This window comes from Endozoicomonas sp. YOMI1 (assembly GCF_024606345.1).
Taxonomy (GTDB): Bacteria; Pseudomonadota; Gammaproteobacteria; order Pseudomonadales; family Endozoicomonadaceae; genus Endozoicomonas.
This window is the reverse complement of sequence record NZ_JAHHPM010000164.1, coordinates 1-1,457: the sequence shown is the minus strand read 5'-3', so window position 1 is coordinate 1,457 and position 1,457 is coordinate 1. Positions and strand designations below refer to the sequence as shown.

1 protein-coding gene is annotated in these 1,457 nt (G+C 44.2%); it reads left to right on the top strand.

Annotated elements, in window-relative coordinates:
• The first annotated feature begins 126 nt into the window (after positions 1 to 126).
• On the top strand, positions 127 to 1,416 hold the full coding sequence (locus KDK15_RS05790) for an ankyrin repeat domain-containing protein (RefSeq protein WP_257294417.1): 1,290 nt from the start codon (positions 127 to 129) through the stop codon (positions 1,414 to 1,416).
• The last annotated feature ends 41 nt before the right edge of the window (positions 1,417 to 1,457 follow it).

Below are 1,457 nucleotides of genomic sequence, written 5' to 3'. Positions count from 1 at the left end.
GTATTGTGCCAATCACCCTTCGACAAGCTCAGGATGAACGGAGATCGAGTTCAAATGTCGAAATTATTTCGGGACAATTCCTGAGAGATAAGTATTGTTTGCTTAGGCCTGAAATAGGAAATAACAATGGATCTAACCCCTCACTATTTTAATCTGTCTCGACTACAGGAGTTAATTTCCGAGGAGACCTGGCTTGTAAACGGTAACCCTATTTCCAGCGGTGTCACCCAGGAAAATATTTCTTCCGGCTGCGGATTGTGTGATAAAGGTTTTATCGGTGGGCATTCTGTCAAAATGTTACATATTTTTAATTATTTTTTAGATGACCCTCAGCACGCTCCTGTAATGCATTTATTCCATGATAAGTGTCTGCGAGAATGGCGCACAGTGAATCCTGCATTAAATTCTAAATGCCCTACCTGCCGCTTATATGTTTCTTCTGAAATCACTTTCTCACCCGTTACCCATGCAGTTAAGGCCGGTGAGGAAGAAAAAGCCCTCAAACTGATTGCTGATGGCGCAGACCCGGACGTTCTTCATTCATGGAAGGGCATGGCAGCTGTTCACATTGCCACGAAAAACGGTAATTTGGGGTTGCTCCGTTCACTACTGAGCTGCAATGCTGATATCAACCGGCAAGATAAAAAAGGCATGACAGCCCTGCACCATGCGGTAAAAAGCAACAATTTACAGGCGCTGCAACTACTTCTGGATCACAAGGCAGATATGAATATCCAGGAAATTGATGGTTACACTGCTCTCCATCTGGCTGCCGGGAATCCTAAAAAACCCGAGCTATTTGATACCTTAATTGCTCATGATGCCTCCTTCGATCTGGCAGATTTTAAAGGGCGTAAAGTCATTCACCATGCCGCAGAATCCGGGCATGAACCGGCACTGAAAAAACTGATAGTCAAACACGCCGATGTTAATGTGCTTGATGAACATAAAGCCACTCCTCTTTTTTATGCAACAAACCCTTTTTTCAAGTGCAGATCCTTTAATAGCAATGCGCCTGAAGTGGTCAGAATACTCCTTGCAGCAGGAGCCAGAATTGAGCTTTTCACCAGTACCCAGGAAACTGCTTTTGATCTAATCAGCAGCGTGGTGTTCCGCGACCCTCTCCCTATCGATATTGAGTTGCTTGAGGAATTACTGCCCGAAGCCGTGACTGCTATTACCGAAGTTAATCTGCCAGTCTGCAGCTCTGGGCGCAGTCTTCTTTATTTCGCACTTATGGCAAAAGACCGGGAAGCCGTTCTAAACCTCATCGCCAGAGGAGCCAATGTTAGTACGATAAAACCTAAAGTGTTAGAAATCCTGTTAAGGCGACTGGGTGAACAAAGGCAGGCGTTTGTTAAAATTCTTAATCAAGCTTGCAGTACTTCAAGGCGAAAGCGTAGAAAGCTGAGCTGAATTGCTATTAAGTAGTGTAAATATTGAAAACGGATATTTCT

Coding starts and splice junctions, on each gene's coding strand:
- KDK15_RS05790 (WP_257294417.1), top strand. CDS start 127: ATGGATCTAACCCCTCACTATTTTAATCTGTCTCGACTACAGGAGTTA.